The sequence below is a fragment of the Saccharomonospora saliphila YIM 90502 genome (genome assembly GCF_000383795.1).
GTDB classification, from domain to species: domain Bacteria; phylum Actinomycetota; class Actinomycetes; order Mycobacteriales; family Pseudonocardiaceae; genus Saccharomonospora; species Saccharomonospora saliphila.
The window spans coordinates 1-2,059 of record NZ_KB912610.1 but is presented as its reverse complement, the minus strand read 5'-3'; the positions used below and the strand labels follow the sequence as shown (position 1 = coordinate 2,059).

Here is a 2,059-nt window from a genome sequence, read left to right as displayed (position 1 = left end):
CACGGTCAGTGCCGAAGGGCGGTCAGTGCAGGGGCACGCGCCAGGTGACCCGCGTGCCGCCGCCGGGCTCGTCGTCCAGGCGCAGCTCACCGCCGCACCGGACGGCGCGGCGGCGCAGATTGTCGAGGCCGCTGCGGTGCGCCAGATCGGCAGGGAGCCCGACGCCGTTGTCGGCGACCTCCACGACCAGCACGTCCCCCGCCAGCTCCACCGCGATCTCCACCCGGTCGGCGCCGGAATGGCGCAACGCGTTGCTCAACGCCTCGCGCAGCACCGCCTCGGCGTGCTCACCCACCGACGGGGGTACCTCGCTGTCCACGGCGCCGGAAATGCGGACCGACGGCGACACGGTGGTCTCCGGGGTGAGTTCGGCGACGACGTCGAGCAGGCGCCGTCGCAGCCCGTCCGAGGCGTACCCGCCGGTGTGCAGGTCGAAGATCGAGGTGCGGATTTCGCGCACGGTCCGGTCGAGCTGCTCCACAGCTTGCTCGACACGGCCGCGCGCGTAGTGGTCGCCGATCCTGCGCAGCGTGCCCTGCAGGCTCATGCCCGTGGCGAAGAGCCGCTGGATGACGTGGTCGTGCAGGTCACCGGCGATGCGGTCGCGGTCGGCGAGCAGGTCCAGCAGGCGCTGGTTGCGCTGCTTGTCGGCGAACTCCAGCGCCACCGCGGCCTGGTCGGCCAGCGAGCTGAGCATCGGGACCTGGTCGGCGGTGAACGCCGGTGCCCCCTTCGCGCGCGCCACCACCAGGACCCCGCCCGGCCCCGACGCCGCCGACAGCGGCAGCACCACGCCCGGGCCCAGTCCGGCCGAGGACACCGTGGGCTCGTCCGGGAACACGGAGGTGAGGTCGGCGACCAGGCGCGCGGTGCCCGAACGCATCGCCTCGGCGACCGGCGACGGGCCCTCGGGGTCCACGGTCAGCCCGTCGAGCCTGCGCGCCCGCTCACCCGTGGAGACCGTCACCGACACCTCGCGTGAGGTCTCCTCGGGGCCCAGCAGGATCACCGCGTCGTGGCCCTCGGCCAGCTCGCACACACGCCGCACGACGAGTTCCAGCGTGTCCTCCACCGAGGCTCCGCCGAGCAGCTCCCCGTTGATCTCGGCGACCGCGCCGAGCCACCGTTCCCGCATCCGGGAGCGTTCGAAGAGCCGGGCGTTGTCCACGGCGACCCCGGCCGCGGCGGCCAGTGCCTGGAGCACCACCTCGTCGTCGGTGGTGAACTCGACGCCACCGCGCTTCTCGGTGAGATAGAGGTTGCCGAACACGGTGTCGCGCACGCGCACGGGCACGCCGAGGAAGCTCCGCATGGGCGGGTGGTTGGCGGGAAAGCCGACGGAGGCCGGGTGCCGCGACAGATCGGCCAGCCGGACCGGGCGCGGGTCGTCGATCAACAGGCCGAGCAGGCCGCGCCCCTCGGGCAGGTGCGTCATGCGCGCCCGCGTGTCCGGGTCGATGCCGTGGTGGACGAACTCCGCGAGCCCGCCGCGGTCGTCGAGCACGCCCAACGCCCCGTACCGGGCGTCGACCAGTTCGGTCGCGGCCCGCACGATGCGTTGCAGTGTCGAGTCGAGTTCGAGGCCGGAGGCGACGGCGAGTACCGCGTCGAGCAGTCCCTGGAGCCGGTCGCGGGTCCCGACGATCTCACTCAGCCGTTCCCGCACCTCGTGCAGCAGCTCGTCGAGGCGCAGTCCCGCGAGCGCGTGCGTGCCGGGACGGTGGTCACCGAGCCCACCGCTGGCGGAGTGCTCCACTGGCATCGGTGCCTCTCCGATCGTCGCCACAGTCCGTATTCCCCGACGCGGCCCGGCTCAACCGGGCTTCGGAACCGGGGACCGAGGGACGCGCGGAGCCCTCTCCTGCCAGGTCAGACGGGTGGCCGTGGGTACGGGACGGCGCCGCGACGCCCGAGCAACAGCAGCGCCTGGGGGCTGCCCTCGACACCCGCGTGCCGGGCCATGCGCTGGCGGAACTCTCGCGCCGCGAACGGTTCGAGCACCGGCTCGACCGTCAGTCCCCGGGCCACGGCCGCCAGCCACGCCCGCTGGAGCGCGACC

General features: G+C 73.7%; 1 protein-coding gene and 1 pseudogene. Both read right to left on the bottom strand.

Annotation, left to right across the window (positions count from 1 at the left end; genetic code table 11):
* Window positions 1-22: 22 nt before the first annotated feature.
* A complete protein-coding gene (locus SACSA_RS0101940; RefSeq protein ID WP_028661438.1) occupies window positions 23-1,762 on the bottom strand; it encodes a sensor histidine kinase in 1,740 nt (579 codons plus the stop codon).
* 107 nt (window positions 1,763-1,869) lie between these two features.
* Window positions 1,870-2,059 (bottom strand): annotated as a pseudogene (locus SACSA_RS21065) (Acg family FMN-binding oxidoreductase); the annotation flags it as partial.